Source organism: Streptomyces sp. NPDC000410 (genome assembly GCF_040300305.1).
Classification (GTDB): Bacteria; Actinomycetota; Actinomycetes; order Streptomycetales; family Streptomycetaceae; genus Streptomyces.
Window position 1 is genome coordinate 49,453 of sequence record NZ_JBEPDM010000001.1, and the last position, 24,404, is coordinate 73,856.

The window sequence follows — 24,404 nt, forward strand, 5'->3', positions numbered from 1 at the left end:
ACATGGGGCCCGTCTCCGAGTCCCGCGCAGCCGGCCGGCCCCGGCGCCGGCATGGATGCGTCATGGGCCCCGTCCCCGAGTCCCGCGCAGCCGGCCGACCCCGGCGCCGGCATGGATGCGTCATGGGCCCCGTCCCCGAGTCCCGCGCAGCCGGCCGGCCCCGGCGCCGGGGCGGCGGCCTCAGGCCCGGCGGCCGAGGCGTCAGACGTGGCGGAGCCGTCCCCGGGCCCCGGAGCCGACCCACCCACACCCCCGGCGCCGGAGGCGTCCGCGCCGCCGGCCGGCGAGGTCGCCGCGAGGCGGAGGGCTGTCAGGAGGGGGGCGATCGCGGGTTCGTGGCGGAGGGGGATGTCGTCGCCGTCCGTTTCGACGGGGACTCCGGCGGCCGTGAGCGCGCGGCGGGCGGCGGGGATGGTGCGGCCGCCGGCGCGGACGAGGACGGCCATGTCGTTCCAGGGGACACCGTCCTCGAGGTGGGCGCGGCGCAGGATGTCGGCGATGTTGTCGAGTTCGGTGGAGGCCGTCGGGTACGTGTAGACCTCGACGCGGCCGCCCGCGCGGACGGGCTTCAGTTCGCGGTGGGCGCGGACCTTCTCCGAGGGGAGCCGGGTCAGCGGCATGCGCTGGGTGAGCAGGCGCGTCGCGGCCAGCAGGCCCGCGCCCGACCTGCGGGAGGTGGTGAGGACCGCGACCGGCGCGGGGCCGCCGTCCGGGCGGGGGAAGGCGGCGGGGAAGTCGAGGATGCCGTTCACGTCCGCGCCCCGGAAGGCGTAGATCGACTGGTCGGGGTCGCCGAAGGCGACCAGGGTCCGGCCGCCCCCGGCCAGCGCCCGCAGCAGCCGGACCTGGGCCGGGTCGGTGTCCTGGTACTCGTCGACGAACACCGCGTCGTACGGCGCGGCGAAGCCCGGGGCCTCGGCGAGCAGGGCGGCGCGGTGGACCAGTTCGGCGTAGTCGAGGACGCCCTGGAGGTCCAGGACGTCCAGATACTCGGCGAGGAACGCCGCGGCCGCCCCCCAGTCGGGCCGTCCGGTGCGCCGCGCGAAGGCCGCGAGGGCGTCGGGGCCGAGGCCCAGTTCCCGGCTGCGGGCGAGCACGGCGCGTACCTCGTCCGCGAAGCCGCGCGTGGTCAGGCACGCCCGCAGCTCGTCGGGCCAGCGCACTCCCGCCCGCCCGTGCCGCTCCAGGTCGACGTGGCCGGCGAGCAGGTCGCGTACGGCCACGTCCTGTTCCGGACCGGACAGCAGGCGCAGCGGTTCGCTGAACAGATCCGCGTCCTGGTGGGCCCGCACCAGCGCGTAGCAGTACGAGTGGAACGTGGTGGCCTGCGGGGCCCGCCGCCCGCCGCCGAGCCGTAGCGCCATCCGGTCGCGCAGTTCCACCGCGGCCTTGCGGCTGAAGGTGAGGACCAGGAGCCGCTCGGGATCCGCGCCGCGCGTGATCCGTTCCGCCACCGCCTCGACCAGCGTCGTCGTCTTGCCGGTGCCCGGTCCCGCGAGCACGAGCAGCGGTCCGCGTGCATGGTCAACCACCGCGCGCTGGGAGGCGTCCAGGAGAGGGGGATCCACCGGGCCCGGCGCGGTACGCACCAGTCGGTACGTGCCCGGGGTCCTGTGCCGTACCCGCTGGTGCGGAGTACGCCCGGTGGAAGGGAAGGAACTCACGTGGATAGCCGGTCCTGGTGGGTGTGCTGATGGTGACGTGGCCGGTGCGCGGGCGTCGGCCGGGTACGTACGACAGCGCCGGGCTCGCCGGGCGAGCTGTCGAGGACCCTGAAGACGCTACGCCACCCGGCCGCCGAACCGGGCCGGGTGCGCCCCGCACCGCCGAATGGCGGAAGCTGTCAGGTGTGAGCTCCCGCGATGCCGTCCCAGCGCGCCCGCCGTATGTCCAGGCGGGGCACATGGTCCTCCGACCCGCGCCGCGCCTCCCGCAGCGGCGTGCCCTCGACCCGGTAGTGCTCCAGGGCGCTGAGCTCGTGGCCGGGCAGCAGGACTCCGTCCGCGCGCACCACGCGCCACCACGGCACCGCTCCCCCGTACAGCGCCATGACGCGGCCGACCTGGCGCGGCCCTCCCTCGCCGAGCCACTCCGCGACGTCCCCGTAGGTCATGACGCGGCCGGGCGGGATACGCTCGGCGACGTCGAGCACCTGCTCCGCGTACTCCGGCAGTTGCGGCACTTCATCGCTCATCCGGCCCATCCTGCACCATGGCACCGACAGCGGGCAGGCACCCTGATGCCGCTCTGTGCCAGTGCGACATGCCACCATCATCCGGGCGGTGACTGGTGATACGAGATCAAGAAGAGACAGAGACGGCGAAGGAGCGGGGCGTGCAGCCTGCGACGGCGGCAAGCACCTCCGGCACGGAGCCACGCCCGGAAGGCCCGAAAAGCCCGGAAAGCCCTGAAGACCAGGAAAGCTCCGTAAGCCGGAAAAGCTCTCAGGGATCGGGCCCGGGAACCGCCGCGCCGGCCCCCGACGAGGCCTCTGTCCACGAGCGTTCCGAGGGAGACGACGGCCCCGAGCCGCACGGCGGCGCCCGGCGTCGCCCCGGCAGCGAGCGGCCCGCCCACCACGACGCCCGCGAAGACCGGGGCAGCCGGGCTCACACCGACCGTGAAGGCCGGGGCAGCCCGGCCCACAGCGACCGTGTCTCCGGGGACGAGCCCCTTCTCCCCGCCCGTGTGCACCGTCCCTCCGACCTGACCCGGCTGCTGATCGGCGCGCTGGCGATCGCCGTCGTCCTCGGGGTCGCCGCGTTCGCCCACGGCACCACGTCCGGTCTGGAGTCGGACATCTCCAAGGGCACCGGCCAGGCCCCCGACCTGCTGGTCAACCTGGCCGGTCTGGTGTCCAGCATCGCCGTCCTGCTCGTTCCGGTCGCCTTCGCGATCGAGCGGCTGATCAAGCGCGACGGGCTGCGCATCGCGGACGGCGTCCTGGCCGCCGTGCTGGCGCACGGTATGACCCTCGCCACCGACCTGTGGGTCGCCAGGGCCGCTCCGGGCCAGATCCAGGACGCCCTGACCCAGCCGCAGACGGGCGGCGGACTCACCGACCCGGTGCACGGGTACCTCGCCCCGGTCATCGCCTATATGACGGCCGTGGGCATGGCCCGGCGGCCGCGCTGGCGCGTGGCGCTGTGGGGTGTGCTGCTGCTCGACGCCTTCGCGATGCTGGTGGCCGGGTACACCACACCGTTCTCGATCATCGTCACCGTGCTGATCGGCTGGACCGTCGCGTACGGGACGCTCTACGCGGTCGGTTCCCCGAACGTACGGCCGACCGGACAGACCCTTCTGGCGGGTCTGCGCCACGTCGGTTTCCACCCGGTCACCGCGATGCGCGCCGAGGACGTACCGGACTCCGCGGACAACGGCGACCGCGGCAGGCGTTATCTCGTCACCCTGGAGGACGGCCCGCCGCTCGATGTCACCGTCGTCGACCGCGAGCAGCAGGCGCAGGGGTACTTCTACCGGGTGTGGCGGCGCCTGACGCTGCGCGCCATCACCACCGGCCGTTCGATCCAGTCGCTGCGGCAGGCGCTGGAGCAGGAGGCGCTGCTCGCGTACGCCGCGATCGCCGCAGGGGCCAATGCACCCAAGCTGATCGCCACCTCCGAGCTCGGTCCGGACGCCGTCATGCTGGTGTACGAGCACCTCGGCGGCCGATCCCTGGACTCCATGGCGGACGAGGAGATCACCGACGACGTCGTGAAGGGCGCCTTCCAGCAGGTGCGGGCGCTCCAGTCGCGGCGTATCGCCCACCGCAGGCTCACGGCCGACGCGATTCTGGTGGATCGTTCCGGCGACGTGGTGCTGACGGACCTGCGCGGCGGTGAGATCGCGGCTGGTGACGTGGTGCTGCGTATGGACATCGCGCAGCTGCTGACCACTGTCGGGCTGCGGGTGGGCGCCGAACGTGCCGTGGCCGCGGCGGTCGAGGTGCTGGGCCCTGACGCGGTCGCCGACTGTCTGCCCCTGCTCCAGCCGATCGCGCTCAGCCGCTCCACCCGGGCGACCCTGCGGCGGCTCGCCCGCGAGCGTTCGCAGCGGGAGCGCGAGGCGGTGCTGGCGGCGTCCGAGGCCGCCAAGCAGGCCAAGGCGGAGCAGGCCTCCGCGAGTGGCCTGGACGCCGACAGGAAGGCCGTCCGCAAGTCGCTGCGCGCGGAGAAGCAGGCCGAGAAGCGGGCGCTGGACGAGGCCCTGGACGAGGCCCGCGAGGAGGATCTGCTGGCGCAGATCCGCCGCCAGGTGCTGCTGATCCGGCCGCAGGCGCCGGTCGAGCCGGTCCGGCTGGAGCGGATCCGGCCGCGTACCCTGCTCAGCCTGATCGCCGGAGCCATCGCCGCGTACTTCCTGCTCTCGCAGCTGACCAAGACCGATCTCACCGTGGTCGCCGAGGCACACTGGGGCTGGGTGGCGGCCGCCGTCGCGTTCTCCGCCCTCAGCTATCTGGCGGCCACGATGAGCCTGCTCGGCTTCGTCCCGGAGCGGGTGAGCTTCGCCCGGACGGTCGCCGCGCAGGTCGCCGGTTCGTTCGTGAAGATCGTCGCTCCGGCGGCGGTGGGCGGTGTCGCGCTCAACACCCGCTTCCTGCAGCGCTCCGGGGTGCGCCCCGGGCTGGCCGTGGCGAGTGTCGGCGCCTCTCAGCTGTTCGGGCTCGGTGCGCACATTCTGCTGCTGCTCGCCTTCGGCTATCTGACGGGTACGGAGAAGACGTCGTCGCTCACCCCGTCCCGGACGGTCATCGCGGGTCTGCTGACCGTGGCCGTGCTGGTGCTGGTGGTGACCGCGATCCCGTTCATGCGGAAGTTCGTCTCGACGCGCCTCCGGTCCCTGTTCGCCGGCGTCGTCCCGCGCATGCTGGACGTCCTGCAGCGGCCGGTGAAGCTGCTCACCGGTATCGGCGGCATGCTGCTGCTGACCGGCACGTTCGTGATGTGCCTGGACGCGTCGATCCGGGCCTTCGCCGACGGCGAGCAGCCGCTCAGCTACGCCAGCGTCGCCGTGGTCTTCCTCGCGGGCAACGCCCTGGGCTCGGCGGCCCCGACACCGGGCGGTATCGGGGCGGTCGAGGGCGCGCTCACCATCGGTCTGATCGCCGTGGGCCTGCCTCCGGAGATCGCGGCGCCCGCGGTGCTGCTGTACCGGCTGCTGACGCTGTGGCTGCCGGTGCTGCCCGGGTGGGTGTGCTTCAACCAGCTCACCCGCAGGGGATCGCTCTAGCCAGGGGGGTGTCCGGCGGACACCCCCCAGGCCATGGAACCGCCGCGCGCCACCCGACACCGCCGGGTCCGGCGCCGCGGCGCACCACCCGACACCGCCGGGTCCGTACCGCCGTGCGACGGCGCACCACCCGCCGACCGCCACCCGGCACCGCGGCGCACCACCCGCCGACCGCCACCCGCATGGCCCGCCGTCGCGTGGCGGGCGGACCGGCTCCGTTTCACGATGGGCCCATGCCGATATTCTCCCGCCCCGCCCGGCGCGCCCCCTCCGCGCGGCGCGCGGGCGCCCTCCTCGCCGCCACGACGGCCTCCGCGCTGCTGGTGACCACCGGCTGCTCGGACAGCGGCGACAAGGGCAAGGACCAGGACCCGGGCCGGGACTTCACGGCCCAGAAGCCGCAATGGCACCCCTGTCCGGCCCCCTCGGAGGCGGAAGGCGGCGGCACCGCGCCCTCACCCCTGCCCGGCGGCACCACGTGGGAGTGCACGTTCATGGACGTCCCGCGCGACTACGCCGACCCGGGCGGCGACACGATCGAGCTGGCGCTGATCCGTGCGAAGGCCCGCGACCAGTCCCGGCGGATCGGCTCCCTCATCTTCAATTTCGGCGGCCCCGGCGGCTCCGGGGTGAGCGTCCTGCCCTCCGCCGCGGCGGACTACGAGAAGCTGCGCACCCGCTACGACCTGGTGAGCTTCGACCCGCGCGGGGTCGGCCGCAGCCGCCCCGTGGAATGCCTCGACAACAAGCAGCTGGACGCGTACTACGCGCAGGACGCCACACCTGACGACGCCGCCGAGGAGAAGACGTACACCGACAACCTCCGCACGTACGCCGCGGGCTGCGAGGACAACTCCCGTGACGACCTTCCGTACGTCGGGACCACCAACGCCGCCCGCGACATGGATCTCATGCGGCAGGTCCTGGGCGACGACAAGCTGCACTACTTCGGCATCTCCTACGGCACCGAGCTCGGCGGCGTCTACGCCCACCTGTTCCCCAAGAAGGTCGGCCGGGCGGTCCTCGACGCGGTGGTCGACCCCACCAGCACCTGGGAGGAGGGCGCGCTCGGGCAGGCCAAGGGCTTCCAGCTGGCCCTCACCAACTTCGCCAAGGACTGCATCGAGCAGGGCGACGAGTGCCAGTTGCCGGGCAGCACCCCGGAGGAGATCCAGGAGTTCATCATCGGCCTGCTCACCGAGCTCGACGAGAAGCCGATCGACGGCGTCGGCGACCGCAAGCTCACCCAGTCCCAGGCGACCAACGGCATCGCCCAGGCGCTCTACTCCACGGAGTACTGGCCCCTGCTGGAACAGGGACTCGACGAGGCGGACGGCGGGAACGGCGCGCTGCTCCTCGCCCTCTCCGACGCGCTGAACGGACGGGACAGGAGCGGCCGCTACAGCAATATCCAGGCGGCGAACGCGGCCATCAACTGCGTCGATTTCAAACCGCGCTTCTCGCTGGAGCAGACGAAGGCCCAGCTGCCCGAGTTCCGCAAGGCCTCCCCCGTCTTCGGCGACTATCTCGGCTGGGCGCTGATGAGCTGCTCCGAGTGGCCCGTGCCGGGACAGTGGGAGACCCCCGACGTCAGCGCACCGGGTGCGGCCCCGATCCTCGTCATCGGGAACACCGGGGACCCGGCGACCCCGTACGCCGGTGCCAGGGCGATGGCCGAGGAGCTGGGCGAGGGCGTGGGCATCGAGCTGACGTACCGAGGACAGGGGCATGGGGCGTACAGCAGCAGCGCGTGCGTGCGGGCCGCCGTGGACGGCTACCTGCTCGACGGGCGGGTTCCGGCGGCCGGGAAGGTCTGCACATAGTCGCGCCGACGGGGCCCCGGTCGGCGCTGCTGTCGGCACTGTCAGTGGGCCCGCCTAGGATGACGTATCTCAGTTCGAGAAAGGCCTTGGGGGGCTCATGACGGCATTCCGGATGCGCGCGGGGGCCCTCGCCGCGGCGGCACTGCTCGCGGTGGGGACGATCGCGGGCTGCGGCAGCGGCACCGACGACACGGGCGGCACGGGTGGTACGGGCGCCACGAAGGAACCGGCGACCGCGCCCACGGACTCCACGCTGCCCGCCGCCCTCACCGGCCAGAAGCTCGACTGGCAGCGCTGCGAGGCGCCGGTCAGAGCCGAGGGCAGCCGCGCCGAGGCCCCGGGCGACGCGTGGCAGTGCGCCGAGCTCAAGGCCCCGCTCGACTACGCGAAGCCGGACGGCGAGACGATCGGCATCGCGCTGATCCGCTCCAAGGCCACCGCGGATGACGAATCGGAGCGCCTGGGCTCGCTGCTCTTCAACTTCGGCGGACCCGGCGGCTCCGGGGTGGCCGGGCTGCCCCGGTCCGCTGACGGGTTCGGCACCCTGCACCGCCGCTACGACCTGGTGAGCTTCGACCCACGCGGAGTGGCGGAGAGCGACGCCGTGGAGTGCCGCGACAGCGAGCAGACCGAGGCCTCCCTCCGCATCGACTCCACGCCGGACACCCCGGCGGAGGAGAAGACGTTCCTCGCCGACTCGGCCGCCTTCGGGGCGGGCTGTGCCAAGCGGTCGGGCCGGGTCCTGCCGCACGTGGGCACCACGAGCGCCGCACGCGACATGGATCTGATACGTCACGTCCTCGGCGACAAGAAGCTCAACTACCTCGGCTTCTCCTACGGCACCGAGCTGGGCGCGGTCTACGCCCACCTGTTCCCGAAGAACGTGGGCCGGATGACCCTGGACGCGGTCGCGGACCCCTCGGCGGACGCCGTGGGGCACGGGCGCAACCAGACCCGGGGCTTCCAGCGCGCCCTGGACAACTACTTCACCTCCACCGGCACCGCCCCCAAGGCGGGTACCGAGCGGGTGGTGAAGCTCCTCGACGAGCTGGACCGGGAACCGCTGCCGGTCAGTGACGGGCGCGAGCTGACCCAGAGCCTCGCGCTGACGGGCATCGTCGCCACGCTGTACGGGGAGGACAGCTGGCCTCAGCTGACCAAGGGCCTGAGTGATGCCGAGAGCGGGGACGGCGGCCTGCTGCTCGCGCTGGCGGACGCGTACAACGGCCGTGGCGCGAACGGGAAGTACACCACGCAGGACCATTCGCAGCGGGCGATATCGTGCGCCGACTCCAAGGGGCGGATCACGGCGGCCGAGGTCAGGTCCAAGCATCTGGCCGACTTCCGCGAGGTCTCGCCGGTGTTCGGTCCGTACCTGGCGTGGGACCTGGCCGGCTGGTGCGCGGACTGGCCGGTGGCCGGCGAGTCGGAGACCCCCGAGGTGTCGGCGGCGGGTGCCGCTCCGATCCTGGTGGTCGGCACGACGGGCGACTCGGCGACACCGTACGAGGGCGCGAAGACGATGGCCGACGAGCTGGGCGCGGGCGTGGGCGTGCTGGTCACCAACAGGGGTGAGGGGCACGGCGCGTACGGCGACGGGGCGTGCGTGACGCGGACGATCGACGCGTATCTGCTGGACGGCAAGGTCCCGGCGAACGGCACGGTCTGCACGGAGGAGTAAGCGGCGTAAGCCGTCGCGCGGGACGCAAGCCGTCGTTACGACGCGCGCGCCCTCGTACGACAGGAGGGGCCGGGTCCTTGTGGACCCGGCCCCTCCTGCTCACAGCCGTTGTTCCGGTGAACCGGCTCGTCGGACTAGTAGACCGGCTTGTCCGGCTCGATCTGGTTGACCCAGCCGATCACGCCACCGCCGACGTGCACCGCGTCCGAGAAGCCCGCGGACTTGAGCACCGCGAGGACTTCCGCACTGCGGACACCCGTCTTGCAGTGCAGGACGATGCGCTTGTCCTGCGGGAGGTCCTGCAGGGCCGTGCCCATCAGGAACTCGTTCTTCGGGATCAGCCGCGCGCCCGGGATCGAGACGATCTCGTACTCGTTGATCTCGCGAACATCGATGATGTCGATGTTCTCGCCGTCGTCGATCCACTCCTTGAGCTGCTTGGGAGTGATCGTCGAGCCGAGGGCCGCCTCCTGGGCCTCCTCCGACACGACGCCGCAGAAGGCCTCGTAGTCGATGAGCTCGGTGACGGTCGGGTTCTCGCCGCAGACCGCGCAGTTGGGGTCCTTGCGGACCTTGACCTGGCGGTACTGCATCTCCAGGGCGTCGTAGATCATCAGCCGGCCGACCAGCGGGTCGCCGACACCGGCGAGGACCTTGATCGCCTCGGTGACCTGGATGGAGCCGATGGACGCGCAGAGCACGCCCAGCACGCCGCCCTCGGCGCAGGAGGGGACCATGCCCGGCGGCGGGGGCTCCGGGTAGAGGCAGCGGTAGCACGGCCCGTGCTCGGACCAGAACACCGAGGCCTGGCCGTCGAAGCGGTAGATCGAACCCCACACGTACGGCTTGTTCAGCAGCACACAGGCGTCGTTCACCAGGTAGCGGGTGGCGAAGTTGTCCGTGCCGTCGACGATCAGGTCGTACTGGCTGAAGATCTCCATCACGTTCTCGGCTTCGAGCCGCTCTTCGTGAAGGATCACGTTGACGTACGGGTTGATGCCCAGGACCGAGTCACGGGCGGACTCGGCCTTGGAACGGCCGATGTCCGACTGGCTGTGGATGATCTGGCGCTGCAGGTTCGACTCGTCGACCTCGTCGAACTCCACGATGCCGAGCGTGCCGACACCGGCCGCGGCCAGGTACATCAGGGCCGGCGAGCCGAGGCCACCGGCGCCCACACAGAGCACCTTGGCGTTCTTCAGCCGCTTCTGCCCGTCCATCCCGACATCGGGGATGATCAGGTGGCGGGAGTACCTGCGGACCTCGTCTACGGTGAGCTCGGCAGCCGGCTCGACCAGGGGTGGCAGCGACACGGGGGCTCCGTTGGTCGGTAAGTCAGTACGGTTGTTCTGTCTGTAACAGTGCCACGCGCCTTCTCATTCCGAGACACCCGGTCCAATCTGCGAGACGATTTCGTCCCAGTAGCCGGGCAAGGAGCTGAATGCTCCGTTTTGTCCGGCCCTTCCCACGCCGGGCCTTCCCCCGTCGGCCCTTCCCCCGTCGGCCCGTCCGGCACCGGCCCCTGTGCCGACCCGGTCGGTGAAGAAGATCGTCCCGGCGCCCTGCCAGCGGGCGATGCGCATCGCCTCCTCCAGATGCGTCCGCGGCACACCGTGCACGAAATGCGCGAACCGCTCGGGCGGGTGGCCGGCGGTCCACTCCGCGACCTGTGACCAGCGGTAGTCGGTCCACGGGCCACAGAAGGTGACCAGCTGGTCGGCGACCTCCGCGTAGCCGGGATGCGGGTGCGTGCCGTGCCCCAGGACCAGATGTCCGCCGTCGAGGACGGTCTCCAGGGTCGCCGTCATCCGCCGCACCTCCGGCAGGTCCTCGGGCCCAGCAGGGCAGCGGTCCAGCAGGAACCCGCCGACCCGGTACCAGTCGAGGTAGCGATGGGCGTCGGAGACGACCTCGCCGAAGGTGCGGGTGCCGTGGGCCAGGTCGAGATGGCCCAGCACCCGGATTCCGGCGTTCCGGAGCTTCCCCGCGGCCTCCAGGCAGTGCGGATCGGGCCGGCTGCCGGGGCCGCCGTCGGCGACGTCGAGCACGGCCCAGTGCAGCGGTGTGCCGGGGCGGGTGAGTTCGGCCCACTCGACCGGGGCGAGCAGCGGGTGGGCGTACCCGGGGATGCCGAAGCCGAGCCGGTCGGCGCCGGTCGCCGGAGAGGTCGTTCCCGCAGTGGTCAGATGCGGCATGCCGCCTCCATCCAGATGTCCGCGAGGGACTCCTCCAGATTGATCCGGGGCCGCCAGCCGAGCCGGTCGCGGGCGGTGCGCACGTCCGCCTGCTGCCAGCTGCCACAGCCGTCGGGGTACGGATAGGGGGCCGCGCCCGGGTGATCGGTGAGCGAGTCGTGGCCGCGGGGTCCACCGATGGGAACGTGACCGGATGCGTGACCGGCGGCGTGATGGGGTGCGTGACCGGGCCGGACGGAGGGCGTGTCGAGCTCGTGGAGCGCGCCCGCGTAGCCCGCGACCCTGGCGAGGACGGCGGCGGCGTCGCGCAACCGGACGGCGCGGCCGGTGCCGATGTTGACGACGCCCTGGGCGGCGGACAGGGAGGCGGCGTGCACGGCGCGTGCCACGTCGCGGACGTCCACGAAGTCGCGCTGGACGCCGAGACCGCTCAGTTTGAGCTCGCCGTCGCCGGACTGCATAGCGCGGCGCATGGCCTCGGCGAGCCGGCCGAGCGGTGATCCGGCGGGAGTGCCGGGGCCGACGGGCGAGAAGATCCGCAGGACGACGGCGTCCAAGCCGGAGCCGAGCACGAGCTCGGTCGCGGCGAGCTTGCTGACGCCGTACGGGCCGCCGGGGCGCGGGACCGCGTCCTCCGCGGTCGACGAGCCGGGCTGCGAGGGCCCGTACTCGGAGGCGCAGCCGAGCTGGACGAGCCGCGCCCCGCAGCCGCTGCGGCGCAGGGCCTCGCAGACGGTGGCGACGGCCACGGTGTTGTGCCGGGTGAGGTCGCGGGCACCGCCGCGGGTGGCGCCCGCGCAGTTGATGACGACTCCGGGGTGGACGGCGTCCAGGAAGCGGGTGAGCGCCCCCGGGCTGCCGCCGGCGAGGTCGAACCGTACGTCGGCGTCGTCGCCGCGCCCCAGGGCGGTGAGGTGGACGGCCGGGTCGGCGAGCAGCCGGTCGGCGACGAAGCGGCCGAGGAATCCATTGGCTCCGAGCAGCAGCACCCTCATAGCGCGGCTCCTCGGCGCCGACGGGCCGGTGCTGGGTGATGCGTCATGTCGTTGGTCTCCTTCTGGGTGGTACGTCGTAGGGGTTACGGGTACGCCCGCGGCGTCGGCTCCGCGGGAGTGCTGGTGTGGGCCGAGGCCCGGGAGAGGGCGGCGGTCGCGTGGACGAGCAGCCCGAGGGCGGCCGTGCCGCAGGCGATGGCCGGTACCGCACCGGCGCCCAGGGTCGCGACGGCCGCCTCGACGGGCCGGGCCAGGAAGCCGCAGCCGGGGAGTCGGCCGCCGAGGACGGTGGCCAGGGCCAGGGCTTCGACCGCGCAGGCGGCGGCGAGGCCGGTGGCGGCGGACTCGGCGAATCCGTGGACGGCGAGGAGGCGGGCCAGATAGAGCAGCAGACCGAGCGCGACGGTGGGCAGGAGGGGGGCGCCGGTCAGTGCGAGGAGGGCGGTGAGGGCGGCGGCGTACAGCGCGAGGGTCGCCAGCAGCAGCGGACGCACACCCGCGGCGAACTCCTCCAGTCCGCGGCTGCCGCCGAGCCTTCGGCGGGCGTGCACGGAGAACAGGTGGGCGCTCCAGGCGGCGGGGGCGACGGCGAGGGCGAGGCCCAGGAGCGGGGCGTACGAGTGGAACGTCGGCGGCCCGTCGCCGCACACGGCGTAGGCGAGGAGCCAGCACACCCACAGGCGCGCGGAGCGAACCGTGCGCCCCGGCGCGCGCAGCGGCCCGCGTCGCAAGCTCCATGAGAGTGCGGCCGCGACGGCGACGACGCCTGCCGCGCCGACGGCGAGCCTCGCCCCGCCGGCGCCGAGGTGCAGCGCGAGCACGGCGATCAGGGCGACGGCCCCCGGCAGCACGGCGGGTGCGACGGCGCGCGCGCCGAGCGGGGACGGCGGTCCGGCCGGCTCGGTACGCCCTCGCGCCTCGCCGCGCGGCACCCTGGCGTACAGCTCCTCCGCGAGCGAGAACACGTCCCGGTGCCGGAACCGCGCGGCGGTCCGGTCGGTCACCCCGTGCGCCTCCAGCCCGGCGGCGATCTCCAGCGGATCCACGGCCCGCTCGCACAGGTCCCGATGCCGGTGCATCAGCGCCTTCACCGGGTCCGCGGGCATCGTCGAGGCTCCTTCGGCGGGGTCAGGCATCCGGGGCTCCGGCCCAGGCTGGCGGGCGGGTGCGGGAGGTGCCGGTCCAGTGGCCGGGGAGGCAGGCCTCGGCGGGGGTGGCGAAGGGCAGCGGGTCCGCGCCGGTGTCACGGACCGGCGTGCTCTGGGAGAGGAGCTCCAGGTAAATGCCGCGAAATGCCGCGAGATTCTGCTCGACGGTGAAGAGTTCGAGCGCCCGCGCGCGCGCCGCCGCACCCAGGCGTTCACGGCGCTCGGGGTCGGTCAGCAGCGCGAGGCAGGCGGCCGCGAGCGCCCTCGGGTTGCGCGGCGGGACCACCAGCCCCGTGCCGCCGATGACCTCGACGACCGCGCCGACGTCCGTGGAGACCGTCGCCCGCCCGCAGAACATCGCTTCGACGAGGCTGACCGGGAAGCCCTCGACGACGCTGGACAGCACGACGACCGCACCGGCCGCGTAGGCGTGCGCGAGGTCCGGGCCGTCCGGCCCGCCGGTCTCCTCGAAGGAGACCGGAGAGGATACGGCCGGGAAGAGCTGTGCGGCGAGAGCCTTGCAGTGTGCGAGGTACGCCGCGCTCTCCGGGCCCCGCGAGGTCGTCCCGAGGATCCGCAGCCGGGCGTCCGGCTGCTCCTCGCGGACCTCGGCGAAGCCGTGCAGCAGGGTGATCAGGTCCTTGGCGGGTTCGATCCGGCCCACCCAGACGAGGGTGTGCGGGTCGCCGGGTACGTCCCCCTCCCCCACCGCGGCGAAGCGCTCGGCCTCCATCCCCGGGTAGACCGTGCGGAGTCTGGCGGGGTCGGCGCCGCAGCGCTGCTGCCAGCGCCTGGCGTGGGCGTTGCCCGGAGTGATGACGGACGCCTGCCGGTACACCTCGGCGGCCAGCAGCCCCTGGAACGCCGCCAGCAGCGCGCGTACGGGCACATCGACGGCCGCGTCGCCGACGGCCAGGTAGTGCGCCCGCAGCTGCACCCCGTACTCGGTGACCAGCAGCGGGACGCCGAAGAAGCGTTTGGCCAACACGCCGGGCAGGGCCGCGGACCCGCCGGACGCGGCGTGGCACAGATCGACCGCGCCCAGCGAATCGTTCCCGTACCAGTCGAGCGAGAGCGGTCGCAGCGCGCGCTCCAGGCGATCCGTGAAGTCGAGGTAGTCCGGCACGGTCGCGGCGTGCACCGCCCGGCGCGCGCCGGGCGCGCGGCAGGCCGACTCCAGGATGCGCACGGCGAGTTCGGAGCGGAGGGCCGCGTACAGCCCGCCGCGCTCGCGGGCCAGTTCGGCGAGCCCGTACAGCCCGCCGGGGAAGCGGGCTTCCTCACCCTCGGAGCACACGGCCGCGGCCAGCTCCCTGAAGTGCCCGGCGAAGCGCCGCCGCTCCCGCCGCCCGTATGTGCGGCCGTCGTCCTCCGGCGCCCACAGCGGCGCGGTGCGCACCCGCTGCACCTGGGGCGGCAGCTCGACCCAGCCCCGGTCCTCCTGCTGGGCGCTGCGGCTGAGCGCGTAGACGTCGAAGTCGTGCTGCGCGAGCCCGCGCACGAGCCGGTCGCACCAGAGCCTGGACTCACCCGACGCATACGGATAGCCACCATCCGTAAGCAGTCCGATCCGCACGAGCGCACCCCCGATCTCCCTTGTGGGCGGCCGCCGTGGTCCGGCGGCTCGCGGCGGGACGACGTTATGCGGATGTGCCGGTGGCGCGATGGACGGTTGTCCATCGCGCCACCGGAAGGGGTGAATACACGTAACTTTCCCTGACAAGCGGCGTTGCCGCCGTCAGTCGCCGGGGTGCACCCAGGGGTTGGGGCGGCACTCGACCCCGTCGAGATCCAGCGACTTGGTCTGCTGCTGCATCACGGGAGCGAGCGCCCCGGGCGTCCGGCAGTTCACGTGGCCGTGCCCGAGCCGGTGCCCGACCTCGTGGTTGATCAGCATCTGGCGGTACGCGAACATCGCCGCGGGCCCGTACGTCTCCGCTCCCTGCGCCCAGCGGAACGCGTTGATCATCACGCGCTGGGTGGCCGCCGAGTCGCAGGAGACGTTGTCGACGGTCGTGTCGAGTCCGGACTTGGCGCACCAGGTCGCCGTGGTACCCGGGCTGGCCAGGGTGATCACGAACTTCGGCTCCCCCGAGGAGATGCGCTCGAAGCTCATGGCGCCGCCGTGCGCCCAGCTGCGGTCGTCGTTCAGGGTCTTGTGCACGGCCTCGGCGAACAGCTTCGCGTCGAGTGGGAGGCCCTTCTCGACATCGATCCGGTAGCGGATCTTCTCGCCCTTGCCCGGCGCCTTGTCGAAGCCCGGCACCGTGGTGAAGTCACCGGAGGCCGTGAGCTCGGGATCGAGCGGGAACTGCCTGGCCATCAGCTGCGTGTAGGTGGCCGGCCGGGCGGGCGCCTGGGGCTTGGCCTGCGGCGGGGCCGGGCGGACCTCGGAGCGCGAGGCGTCGTCCTGGGAGCCCCGGTCCGGCTCGCCCGCGGCGCGCGAGGGCGCCCTGTCCTCGTCGGTGTCGGTGACCTGTCCCGCGATGACGACCGCGAGGACGGTGGTCACGGCGGCGGCGGCGATTCCGGTGAGCGTACGGCCCTTGATGGCCTTGGCCGGGGCCTCGTCGGGTGCCTCGGACTCACCCGGCTCGGACTCGCGCGCCCCGGACCGACGGTGACCGGACCGGCGCTGACCCGGGACTTCGGGGACCGCCCCGGAGGCGTCGGAGGCATCGGAGGTGTCGAATGCCTCGACGAACTCGCGCCTCGGGCCCGGCACCCGGGCGCCTGCCCCCATCGGCGGCGCCATCGGGTGCTGTCCCGTCGTGGTGGCCGTGTATCCGCCCGGGACGTGTCGCGGGCCCCCCGGGCGCCCGGCCTGTGCGGCACCCTGGGGGACGGTGGGCGGTACGCCCCAGCCGCCACCCGTCTCGTGCTGCTCGGGATGGCCTCCGCGTACCGGAGGGGCGCCGTACGCCGCCGCGCCCATGTGCTGCTCGGGCGGCGGATGGCCGGGCTGTGGGACGGCGGACGCGGACCGCCTGCGCCGCCCGGTGCCGACGGACGCGCCGGCGGAGGTGGCCGAGGTATCGACGGGTTTGGGTGCGGCCTTGGGTGCGGGGCCTTTGCGGCTGTGTCGTCCCACGCCCCGGATCAGCTCCTATTGCTGTCGTCGAGAAGTTCCCTCACGGCCTGAGCGACCGTCTCCGGATACTCCATCATGGCGACGTGCCCGGCGTCCGGGAGGGTCAGCAGCCGCGAGTCGCGGAACGCTGTCGCCGCCCTGCGCGCCATCCGGTACGAGATGAGCTGGTCCCGGCAGCCGTACACCAGCAGCGTCGGCGCGAGCACGCGCTCCGCCTGCCGCCACAACCCGTGCTGCCCGCCCAGTGTGTAGGCGTCGACGACGCCGCGCGACGAGCGCGCCATCACGTCCCAGAAGTACGGCAGCTCCAGGCGCCGTTCCATCTCCTCCACGGCGTCGCGGAAGCCCTGGTCGCTCACCCGGCGCGGGTCTCCGTAACAGAGCGCCAGCACGCCCCGGACCCGCATCTCCGCGGTCCAGTCCCTCGTCAGCCGGTTGAAGAGCCGGGCGACGCCGGGCAGTGCGAGCGCCGCGGTGGGCCAGGCGCTGCGCTGGGCGCGGAGCTCGGGCAGCGCCGGGGAGACCAGCGTGAGGGTGCGCACCAGATCGGGGCGGACCGCGGCGACGCGTGTGGTGACGGCGCCGCCCAGGGAGTTCCCGATGAGGTGGACGGGGCCGCGGCCGCTCGCGTCGAGCATCCGGATGACGGCCCTGGCGTATCCCGTGACCGAGTAGTCGCCGTTGTCCGGCGGCGGGGAGTCCCCGAACCCGGGCAGGTCGACGGCCTCGCCGTCCACCACGTCCTCGAGCAGCGGCATCAGCGACGACCAGTTCAGCGAGGACCCGCCGAGACCGTGGACGTACAGAGCGGGAGGCAGTCCGGTGCGGGCCGGGGGCCGGGCGCGGACATTGAGCGTCAGCCCGGGCAGGGCGACGGAGCGCAACTCCTCGCCCGCCGCGACCCGTACGGCACGGACCCTCGAAGCCGCAGCGGCGGCACGGGTTTCCGGCAGCTCGGTCGAAGACATGGGGGCAATGTTACGAGACGATCACGCAGCGATTCCTGTGTTCGCGGTCACAGATCGTATAGCGCCGGGCAGAGCGAGCTTCTACGCTCGTAATACAAGCATCCGCGGCGGGTTCACCCCCGCCCAGGAAAGGGATCCAGATGGCTGTCGACCCGACGGACCCGGAAACCTTCACGGAAGACGATCAGGGCCCGGAAGACGAGCTCGGCGAACTCGACGAGGAAGTCCCCGAGGCGGACGCCGCCGAGCAGCACACGGAGCTGCAGCAGCGTGAGGACGATCCGCTGACGGAGATCGATCGCGAAGCGGCGAATGAGGCGGATGCGGCGGAACAGGCACGAGTGGTGACCATTGACGAGGACGACTACCGCTGATTTGTTCGTTTTCCCGTGATCCTCCAGCTACCGCGGGCGTCCGGTACGTGAAATTCTGCGCTCGCGACGCGCGCACCTCGGTTACCCAAAAGTACGATGGCGGCGCGGCGCGCAGCGCCCGGGCACGGAACACTGTGCATGTGACATCGAACGTGGGAGGCGGCGTGACAGCCATCGAGCAGACAGAGGCGGCGCGCCCGCGAGGCACGCGCCTGCCGCGCCGTGCCCGACGCAATCAGCTGCTGGGGGCGGCCCAGGAAGTATTCGTGGCCCAGGGGTACCACTCGGCGGCGATGGACGACATCGCGGAGCGGGCCGGGGTCAGCAAGCCGGTGCTGTACCAGCACTTCCCCGGGAAGCTGGAGCTGTACCTGGCGCTGCTCGACCAGCACTGCGAGTCACTGCTCCAGGCGGTGCGTACGGCGCTGGCCTCGACGACCGACAACAAGCTGCGGGTCGCCGCGACGATGGACGCGTACTTCGCGTACGTCGAGGACGAGGGCGGCGCCTTCCGGCTGGTGTTCGAGTCGGACCTGACGAACGAGCCCGCGGTGCGCGAGCGGGTCGAGCGGGTCTCGCTGCAGTGCGCCGAGGCGATCTCGGACGTGATCGCGGAGGACACCGGCCTGTCCAAGGACGAGTCCATGCTGCTGGCCGTCGGGCTGGGTGGCGTGTCACAGGTCGTGGCCCGCTACTGGCTGTCGAGCGAGTCGCAGATCCCGCGCGACAAGGCGGTGCAGCTGCTCACGTCGCTGGCGTGGCGCGGTATCGCGGGCTTCCCGCTGCACGGCAGCGAACCGGGCATCGACCACTGAGCCGCTCGTTCCTGAGCCTCTTGTTCGCTGCGGGCGTGCACGGCCCGGCCCTGTGACATCGCCTCACCGGGCTAATGTGTGGAACGTACGGCGCGGCTGACCGCGCATCGCTGACCGTTCGGAGGGACATAGCCGTGGAGGTCAAGATCGGCGTGCAGCACGCGCCCCGGGAGATCGTTCTGGAGAGCGGGCTCACCGCCGAGGAGGTCGAGCGCGCGGTGTCCGACGCGCTGTCCGGCAAGGCGCAGCTGCTCAGCCTGACGGACGAGAAGGGCCGCAAGGTGCTCGTACCGGCCGACCGGGTCGCGTATGTGGAGATCGGCGAACCGGCCACGCGCCGCGTCGGTTTCGGCGCGCTCTAGGCCCCGTCTCTTACGCGAAGGGCCCGGCGGAAAGCTCCGCCGGGCCCTTCGCGTGTCCGGACGCGGGTGGGCTGCCGTCCGCCGGGGCCGGAACCGGCCACCGTGGCGGGTCGTGGGGCGTGCGCCGAGCAGCGAGCCCCAGGACAGTCAGGGGAGCACCTCGGGGGAGGGTTGTTTTCCGGCCGGTCCGGGTAGGACGGGCTACGACCGATTTGACCGCCCGGCGTCCGTGAGGTGATCCGTGGTGATTCTGGAAGCTATCGGCTCCGTCCTGCTCGGACTCGTCCTGTCCTGGGCAGCCGTGCGACGGCTTCCTGACCGGCTCCCCGCACCCCGCGTGGTGTACGCCACGGGCACGCTCGGTGCGCTGTTCGGGGCGTATCTGACGCACTCGGCCCTCGGGCCCGGCTATCTCCTCGGCACCCTCGCCGGCGCGCTGTTCGTCGGGGCCGTCACGCTGTCGCTGCTCATCCGCCCGACGGCCCGTCGACTGCGACGATCAGCCGCCGTCTGAGACCGGCCGCCGATCGAGGAGCGCCGCCGTCCAGCGGGCGCCGCCTCCTCCGTCGGCTGCCGCCGAGGCGTTACGCAGCCAGGCCCAGCGCGGCCATCCGCTTGGTGTGCGCCTTCGTGATGCGGGTGAACATCTCGCCCACCGCCGCCAGGTCGAAGCCGTCGGCGACCCCGCCCACCAGCATCGTGGAGAGCGCGTCGCGCTCCGCGACGACCCGCTGCGCCTGCGAGAGCGCCTCGCCCATCAGCCGGCGTGCCCACAGCGCGAGCCGCCCGCCGACCCTCGGGTCGGCCTCGATCGCGGCCCGCACCTTCTCCACGGCGAAGTTCCCGTGGCCCGTGTCGTCGAGCACCGCCAGCACCAGCGCCCGGGTGTCGGCGTCCAGCCGTACCGCCACCTCGCGATAGAAGTCGCTGGCGATCGAGTCGCCGACGTACGCCTTGACCAGGCCTTCCAGCCAGTCGGACGGCGCGGTCTGGCGGTGGAACTCGTCGAGCGCGGCCTCGAAGGGCTCCATCGCCGCGGTCGGCTCCGCCTCGATCCCGGCCAGCCGGTCCCGCAGCCGCTCGAAGTGGTGGAACTCGGCGGAGGCCATCTTCGCCAGCTCCGCCTTGTCCGCCAGCGTCGGCGCCAGCTTCGCGTCCTCGGCGAGCCGCTCGAACGCCGCCAGTTCGCCGTACGCGAGCGCGCCCAGCAGATCCACGACCGCGGCGCGGTACTGGAGGTCCGTGGAGGCCGCCGCCCAGTCCTTGGCGGCAATACCCGTGTACTCGCTCTCTGCCACGGCGCAACCTTTCCGATGTCCGATGATCGTCAGCGTGTGTTTCCCTGCCGCGCGTCAGGCGTCGGGCAGGAGCCACGAAGCGCACAATAGTCCGCGCGCAGCCCCGAAGACGCACCAGGGAAGGGCCCGGCCCGGCCCCGCCCGACGATGAAGCCCAGCACGGATGCGCGAATCCGGGGTACAGTGGTAATGCACCCGCCGAGCATGCAGAGCGATCGACGGGTGAACTCATGAATGAGGATGCCCGGTCGGTGGCCCGATCGGCTCCGACCCGACAGCCCTCTGTGCGCATTTCGCCATCGAGGGGCCCTCAGCGGCATGAGCGCTCGAGCGACGGACAGTGGTCCCGCGCCATCCGGCCAATCCACGGCCGGCCGCCAGTACCCAGGTGCGGTCAAGACCCCCATCGTTCGCCTCGTGCCGCGTCTCACAGAAGAGGCAACACCCTGACTACGCAGCCCACGACTTTCCGAGAGCTCGGGATCCTCCCCGAGACCGCCGAGGCCCTCGAAGCCGTCGGTATCACCACGCCCTTCCCCATCCAGGAGATGACGCTCCCCGTCGCGCTCTCCGGCACCGACGTCATCGGCCAGGCCAAGACCGGCACCGGCAAGACGCTCGGGTTCGGCCTTCCGCTGCTGGAGCGCGTCACCGTCCCCGCGGACGTCGAGGCCGGCCGGGCCAAGCCCGAGCAGCTGACCGACACCCCGCAGGCGCTCGTCGTCGTCCCCACCCGCGAGCTGTGCACGCAGGTCACCAACGACCTGCTGACCGCCGGCAAGGTGCGCAACGTCCGCGTTCTCGCCATCTACGGCGGCCGGGCCTACGAGCCGCAGGTCGAGGCCCTGAAGAAGGGCGTCGACGTCGTCGTCGGCACGCCCGGACGCCTCCTCGACCTGGCCGGCCAGAAGAAGCTGAACCTGTCGCACGTCAAGGCGCTCGTCCTCGACGAGGCCGACGAGATGCTCGACCTGGGCTTCCTGCCCGACGTCGAGAAGATCATCCAGCTGCTGCCGGCCAAGCGCCAGACCATGCTGTTCTCGGCGACCATGCCGGGCGCGGTCATCGGCCTCGCCCGCCGCTACATGTCGCAGCCCACACACATCCGCGCGACCGCGCCGGACGACCAGGGCGCGACCGTCGCGAACATCACGCAGCGCGTCTACCGGGCCCACTCCATGGACAAGCCCGAGATGGTCGCGCGCATCCTCCAGGCCGAGGACCGCGGACTCGCGATGATCTTCTGCCGTACGAAGCGCACGGCCGCGGACATCGCCGAGCAGCTCGCCCGGCGCGGCTTCGCCTCCGGCGCGGTCCACGGCGACCTGGGTCAGGGCGCGCGCGAGCAGGCCCTGCGCGCGTTCCGCAACGGCAAGGTCGATGTGCTCGTGTGCACCGACGTCGCCGCGCGCGGCATCGACGTCGAGGGCGTCACGCACGTCATCAACTACCAGTCGCCCGAGGACGAGAAGACGTACCTCCACCGCGTCGGCCGCACCGGCCGGGCGGGCGCGACCGGTACGGCCGTGACGCTGGTCGACTGGGACGACATCCCGCGCTGGCAGCTGATCAACAAGGCGCTGGAGCTCGACTTCAACGACCCGGTCGAGACGTACTCCACCTCCGCGCACCTCTTCGAGGAGCTCGGTATCCCCGCCGGGACCAAGGGCATCCTGCCCCGCGCCGAGCGCACCCGCGCCGGTCTGGAGGCGGAGGAGCTGGAGGACCTCGGCGAGACCGGTGGCCGCGGGGCGCGTTCCGCGTCGCGTACGAAGACCGTCACCGAGGAGCGTCCGGCGCGTACGCGCACCCCGCGTCAGCGGCGCCGTACCCGCGGCGGAGCTCCGCTGGACGAGTCCGCAGCCGCCGAGGCGGCCGAGACCGCCGCGCCGACGGCGGAGACGGAGACCGCGGAGGCGCCGCGCACGCCGCGCCGCCGCCGCCGTACCCGCGTGGCTGTCACCGACACCGTCGCGGCGGAGGCGGTGACCGAGGCCCCCGCCGAGGAGCCCGCCAAGCCGCGCCGCCGGACCCGCGCCGCCGCCGCGGACACCGCCGTCACGGAGACGGTCACCGAGGCCCCCGCCGAGGAGCCCGCCAAGCCGCGCCGCCGGACCCGCGCCGCCGCCGCGGACACCGCCGTCACGGAGACGGTCACCGAGGCCGCTGACGAAGAGGCCGCCAAGCCGCGCCGTCGTCGGACGCGGACGTCGGCGGCCGCCGCTGCCACCGCCGAGACCGCGTCCGAGCCGCAGCCTCGTCGCCGTACGCGCGCGTCGGCGGCCAAGGCCGCGACCGAGGCCGAGGCCGCCCCTGCCGGGGAGGCCGTCGCCGACGAGGAGGCCGCGAAGCCCCGCCGTCGTCGGACGCGCACGAAGGCCGCGCAGCCGGAGGCCTGAGCCGGTTCCGGACAACACCGAGGGCCCGCATCCCACCAGGGGTGCGGGCCCTCGGTCCGTTGTCGGTAGCCTCGTCCCATGAGTCGGCCGCCCACCTTCGTGCCCCCCGCCTGCGCCCGCCCCCGGACGCTCCAGACCTCGCGCGGCGCGTTCGCCGTGCTGGACGCGATGCCGACCGGGACGGTCAAGGGCACCGTGCTGCTCCTGCCCGGGTACACCGGGAGCAAGGAGGACTTCATCGCGATGCTGGAGCCGCTGACGGCGGCGGGCTACCGCTCCGTCGCGGTCGACGGCCGCGGCCAGTACGAAAGCGACGGCCCTGAAGACCAACAGGCCTACGCACAGGCCGAGTTGGCCAGGGACGTACTTGCCCAGGCCGAAGCCGTCGGGGACGGCCCCGTGCACCTCGTGGGGCATTCGCTCGGCGGGCAGATCTCCCGGGCGGCGGTGCTCATCGACCCGGCGCCGTTTCTGACGCTGACGCTCCTGTCGTCGGGGCCCGCCCGGATCACTTCCGGACAGCAGTCCAAGGTCAAGCTGCTGAGCGACGCGCTCGCGGTGATGAGCATGGGCGAGGTCTGGGAGGCGATGCGGGCATTCGACCCGCCCGAGGAAACGGCCGCACCGGACGGCGAGGATCTGCGGCGGCGCTGGCTGCGCCACAATCCGTCCCAACTGCTCGCAACCGGGCGCCAGTTGGCGAGCGAACCGGACCGCGTCGGCGAACTGGCCACCGTACAGCCGCTGCCCAAGCACGTGGTGTCGGGCGAGCGGGACGACACCTGGCCGGTGCCGCTGCTCGACGACATGGCCGTACGGCTCGACGCACACCGCACGGTCATCGAGGGCGCCGAGCACTCGCCGAACACCGACCGGCCGCTGGCCACCGCCGAAGCGCTGACCGGGTTCTGGGACCGCCAGGACCGTCAGCACTGACACGGCAGGTGCCACAGCGCCGTCAGCACTGCCCCTGCGGGTGCCGGGACACCGTCGACACCGACTCCGCAGGTGCCGCAGTACCGTCAGCACTGCCCCTGCGGGTGCCGGGACACCGTCGACACCGACTCCGCAGGTGCCGCAAATACCGTCAGTACTGACTCTGCAAGTGCTGCCAGAACCCGTCCCGCAGGGCCCTGCGCAGATGCGCGTAACCGCGCAGTGAGTGCTGGAGCAGCTTCTCCGCCTCGATGAGCAGGTCCTGGTCCACCGGGCCGGGCAGATACGGATGCCCGGGCAGCAGCTCCGCCATCGCCTCGCTGCCCCGCTCGCCCATCCACGTCGCCGCGATCTGCGCGCCGACGAAGCGCACGTCGTCGCGGGAGGGCGGCGGGGTGTCGTCCTCGTACGTCGTGACGGGCCGCCGGGTCACGTACGGCCGGCAGAAGTCGAGGTCGAAGGTGCGCTGGCTGTCGACCTCCCACAGCAGCGGCTCCGCCTGGTTGCGCCCCTCGCCCGCCTCGATCCCCCACAGATGCACCCGTGCGCCGTACCCCTGGGCCGCCTCGACGGCGGAGACCAGGTCCTCGTCGCCGCCGACGAGCGCGGCGTCGCTGATCGCCCGGTGGCGGGCGAGCGACTCCAGGTCCGAGCGTATGAGGGAGTCGACGCCCTTCTGCTGGTTGTTGGCGTTGAGGTTGCCGAGGCGGACCTTGACGTCGGGGAGTTCGGCTATGGACTGCTGCTCGGGGGTGTGGATACGGCGCCGGGCGCCGTCGTACCAGTAGACGCGCAGCAGCCGGCTGTCCGCGAAGATCGTGCGGGCCTTGTCGATGAAGGCCTCGATGAGCCCTTCGGCGTCGAGATCGAAGGAACGCCGGTCCTCGGTACCCGCTACAAGCAACCCGGCCGCAGCATAGACGTAACCGGCGTCGACGAAGATGGCATGCGTGGACGGGGTCTTCGCGACCTCGGCGAGCATGCGCTGGAGCAGCTCGTTGGTGCGCTCCAGGCGGGCGCTGATCTCGGTGAGCTCTTCGTCGTTCATACCGACCCCATTGTGAGCAGGCCGGGCTTCACCTGCCAG

20 protein-coding genes are annotated in these 24,404 nt (G+C 72.6%); 9 read left to right on the plus strand and 11 right to left on the minus strand.

The window, feature by feature from the left end; genetic code table 11:
• The coding region (locus tag ABT342_RS00235; protein WP_351564642.1) for an ATP-dependent helicase at positions 1-1,664 on the minus strand (1,664 nt) is incomplete at its 3' end.
• Positions 1,665-1,843: 179 nt separating this feature from the next.
• On the minus strand, positions 1,844-2,203 hold the full coding sequence (locus tag ABT342_RS00240; protein WP_351564644.1) for an MGMT family protein: 360 nt from the start codon (positions 2,201-2,203) through the stop codon (positions 1,844-1,846).
• Positions 2,204-2,688: 485 nt separating this feature from the next.
• On the opposite strand from ABT342_RS00240, the gene ABT342_RS00245 reads away from it, so the two are divergent.
• From ABT342_RS00245 to ABT342_RS00255, 3 genes are all read left to right on the plus strand, one after another.
• Positions 2,689-5,232, plus strand: coding sequence for a lysylphosphatidylglycerol synthase transmembrane domain-containing protein (locus tag ABT342_RS00245; protein ID WP_502965431.1), 2,544 nt, complete (start codon positions 2,689-2,691; stop codon positions 5,230-5,232).
• 233 nt (positions 5,233-5,465) lie between these two features.
• Complete coding sequence (locus ABT342_RS00250) at positions 5,466-7,055, plus strand: alpha/beta hydrolase (RefSeq protein ID WP_351564649.1); 1,590 nt, start codon at positions 5,466-5,468, stop codon at positions 7,053-7,055.
• Positions 7,056-7,152: 97 nt separating this feature from the next.
• A complete protein-coding gene (locus ABT342_RS00255) occupies positions 7,153-8,736 on the plus strand; it encodes an alpha/beta hydrolase (RefSeq protein WP_351564652.1) in 1,584 nt (527 codons plus the stop codon).
• Positions 8,737-8,870: 134 nt separating this feature from the next.
• Here ABT342_RS00255 and moeZ read toward each other — a convergent pair whose 3' ends face one another.
• The 7 genes from moeZ to ABT342_RS00290 form a co-directional block, all read right to left on the minus strand.
• Complete coding sequence (moeZ, locus tag ABT342_RS00260) at positions 8,871-10,049, minus strand: adenylyltransferase/sulfurtransferase MoeZ (RefSeq protein ID WP_351564655.1); 1,179 nt, start codon at positions 10,047-10,049, stop codon at positions 8,871-8,873.
• A gap of 63 nt (positions 10,050-10,112) precedes the next feature.
• A complete protein-coding gene (locus ABT342_RS00265; RefSeq protein ID WP_351564658.1) occupies positions 10,113-10,931 on the minus strand; it encodes a spherulation-specific family 4 protein in 819 nt (272 codons plus the stop codon).
• On the minus strand, positions 10,919-11,926 hold the full coding sequence (locus tag ABT342_RS00270; protein WP_351564661.1) for an SDR family oxidoreductase: 1,008 nt from the start codon (positions 11,924-11,926) through the stop codon (positions 10,919-10,921). Before ABT342_RS00270 ends, ABT342_RS00265 begins: the two co-directional genes overlap by 13 nt.
• Before the next feature lie 83 nt (positions 11,927-12,009).
• Positions 12,010-13,032: a hypothetical protein gene (locus ABT342_RS00275; protein WP_502965432.1), complete on the minus strand. Its 1,023-nt coding sequence runs from the start codon at positions 13,030-13,032 to the stop codon at positions 12,010-12,012.
• A gap of 22 nt (positions 13,033-13,054) precedes the next feature.
• Positions 13,055-14,650: a GT4 family glycosyltransferase PelF gene (gene pelF / locus ABT342_RS00280; protein WP_351564668.1), complete on the minus strand. Its 1,596-nt coding sequence runs from the start codon at positions 14,648-14,650 to the stop codon at positions 13,055-13,057.
• Between the two features lie 162 nt (positions 14,651-14,812).
• Positions 14,813-16,165 (minus strand): DUF3152 domain-containing protein, encoded by a 1,353-nt coding sequence (locus ABT342_RS00285; RefSeq protein WP_351564670.1) that lies wholly within the window; start codon positions 16,163-16,165, stop codon positions 14,813-14,815.
• 8 nt (positions 16,166-16,173) lie between these two features.
• Entirely contained in the window at positions 16,174-17,133 is a 960-nt protein-coding gene (locus tag ABT342_RS00290) for an alpha/beta fold hydrolase (RefSeq protein WP_351564672.1), read from the minus strand.
• A 140-nt stretch (positions 17,134-17,273) separates the two neighbouring features.
• Here ABT342_RS00290 and ABT342_RS00295 point away from each other — a divergent pair, with 140 nt between their 5' ends.
• The 4 genes from ABT342_RS00295 to ABT342_RS00310 all read left to right on the plus strand — a co-directional run bounded on the left by ABT342_RS00295 (position 17,274) and on the right by ABT342_RS00310 (position 19,198).
• Positions 17,274-17,507, plus strand: a complete 234-nt coding sequence (locus tag ABT342_RS00295) for an Rv3202a family protein (RefSeq protein WP_351564675.1) — start codon at positions 17,274-17,276, stop codon at positions 17,505-17,507.
• A 164-nt stretch (positions 17,508-17,671) separates the two neighbouring features.
• The gene (locus ABT342_RS00300; RefSeq protein ID WP_351564677.1) at positions 17,672-18,322 is read left to right on the plus strand and encodes a TetR/AcrR family transcriptional regulator; all 651 of its coding nucleotides are present in this window, start codon (positions 17,672-17,674) and stop codon (positions 18,320-18,322) included.
• Positions 18,323-18,456: 134 nt separating this feature from the next.
• The gene (locus tag ABT342_RS00305; protein WP_351564680.1) at positions 18,457-18,684 is read left to right on the plus strand and encodes a DUF3107 domain-containing protein; all 228 of its coding nucleotides are present in this window, start codon (positions 18,457-18,459) and stop codon (positions 18,682-18,684) included.
• A 244-nt stretch (positions 18,685-18,928) separates the two neighbouring features.
• Positions 18,929-19,198 (plus strand): hypothetical protein, encoded by a 270-nt coding sequence (locus ABT342_RS00310; protein WP_351564683.1) that lies wholly within the window; start codon positions 18,929-18,931, stop codon positions 19,196-19,198.
• 70 nt (positions 19,199-19,268) lie between these two features.
• On the opposite strand, the gene ABT342_RS00315 is transcribed toward ABT342_RS00310, so the two are convergent.
• Entirely contained in the window at positions 19,269-19,982 is a 714-nt protein-coding gene (locus ABT342_RS00315; RefSeq protein ID WP_351564685.1) for a ferritin-like fold-containing protein, read from the minus strand.
• Between the two features lie 548 nt (positions 19,983-20,530).
• Between ABT342_RS00315 and ABT342_RS00320 the strand changes: the two genes are divergently transcribed.
• A complete protein-coding gene (locus ABT342_RS00320) occupies positions 20,531-22,381 on the plus strand; it encodes a DEAD/DEAH box helicase (RefSeq protein ID WP_351564688.1) in 1,851 nt (616 codons plus the stop codon).
• Positions 22,382-22,459: 78 nt separating this feature from the next.
• Entirely contained in the window at positions 22,460-23,317 is an 858-nt protein-coding gene (locus ABT342_RS00325; RefSeq protein ID WP_351564691.1) for an alpha/beta fold hydrolase, read from the plus strand.
• 151 nt (positions 23,318-23,468) lie between these two features.
• Here the strand turns inward: ABT342_RS00325 and ABT342_RS00330 are convergent, their stop codons facing one another.
• The gene (locus ABT342_RS00330; protein ID WP_351564694.1) at positions 23,469-24,365 is read right to left on the minus strand and encodes an NYN domain-containing protein; all 897 of its coding nucleotides are present in this window, start codon (positions 24,363-24,365) and stop codon (positions 23,469-23,471) included.
• Positions 24,366-24,404 lie beyond the last annotated feature (39 nt).

Bases quoted from the DNA above. Each gene is read 5' to 3' on its own strand.
- ABT342_RS00250 (WP_351564649.1), top strand. From the start codon at position 5,466: ATGCCGATATTCTCCCGCCCCGCCCGGCGCGCCCCCTCCGCGCGGCGC.
- ABT342_RS00325 (WP_351564691.1), top strand. From the start codon at position 22,460: ATGAGTCGGCCGCCCACCTTCGTGCCCCCCGCCTGCGCCCGCCCCCGG.
- ABT342_RS00275 (WP_502965432.1), bottom strand. From the start codon at position 13,032: ATGCCCGCGGACCCGGTGAAGGCGCTGATGCACCGGCATCGGGACCTG.
- ABT342_RS00290 (WP_351564672.1), bottom strand. From the start codon at position 17,133: ATGTCTTCGACCGAGCTGCCGGAAACCCGTGCCGCCGCTGCGGCTTCG.
- ABT342_RS00240 (WP_351564644.1), bottom strand. From the start codon at position 2,203: ATGGGCCGGATGAGCGATGAAGTGCCGCAACTGCCGGAGTACGCGGAG.
- ABT342_RS00255 (WP_351564652.1), top strand. From the start codon at position 7,153: ATGACGGCATTCCGGATGCGCGCGGGGGCCCTCGCCGCGGCGGCACTG.
- ABT342_RS00265 (WP_351564658.1), bottom strand. From the start codon at position 10,931: ATGCCGCATCTGACCACTGCGGGAACGACCTCTCCGGCGACCGGCGCC.
- ABT342_RS00330 (WP_351564694.1), bottom strand. From the start codon at position 24,365: ATGAACGACGAAGAGCTCACCGAGATCAGCGCCCGCCTGGAGCGCACC.
- ABT342_RS00320 (WP_351564688.1), top strand. From the start codon at position 20,531: ATGACGCTCCCCGTCGCGCTCTCCGGCACCGACGTCATCGGCCAGGCC.
- ABT342_RS00295 (WP_351564675.1), top strand. From the start codon at position 17,274: ATGGCTGTCGACCCGACGGACCCGGAAACCTTCACGGAAGACGATCAG.
- ABT342_RS00270 (WP_351564661.1), bottom strand. From the start codon at position 11,926: ATGAGGGTGCTGCTGCTCGGAGCCAATGGATTCCTCGGCCGCTTCGTC.